The sequence below is a fragment of the Nocardioides oceani genome, assembly GCF_030412965.1.
Taxonomy (GTDB): Bacteria; Actinomycetota; Actinomycetes; order Propionibacteriales; family Nocardioidaceae; genus Nocardioides; species Nocardioides oceani.
Window position 1 is genome coordinate 1 of record NZ_JAUHJQ010000239.1, and the last position, 232, is coordinate 232.

1 pseudogene is annotated in these 232 nt (G+C 76.7%); it reads left to right on the forward strand.

Features of this window, described 5'->3' with window-relative positions:
• Positions 1-99: 99 nt before the first annotated feature.
• Positions 100-232: pseudogene (locus tag QWY28_RS23905) on the forward strand (pyridine nucleotide-disulfide oxidoreductase); the annotation flags it as partial.

Genomic DNA, 232 nt, shown 5'->3' on the forward strand with positions numbered 1-232 from the left:
CCCGACGAGGTCGTCGCCACGGCGGGCTGAGCGGCCGGGCCGGACTAACGGGCTGACCTCCGGCGTTCTGCCGGTGTGAGGACGTACGACGCGGTGGTGGTGGGAGCCGGGCCGGCCGGCCGGTCCGCCTCCCACCACCAGCGCCGGCTCGGCCTCGACCACGTCGTGCTCGACGCCGACGCCGCGCCCGGTGGCGCCTGGCAGCACCGGTGGGACTCCCTGACGATGCACG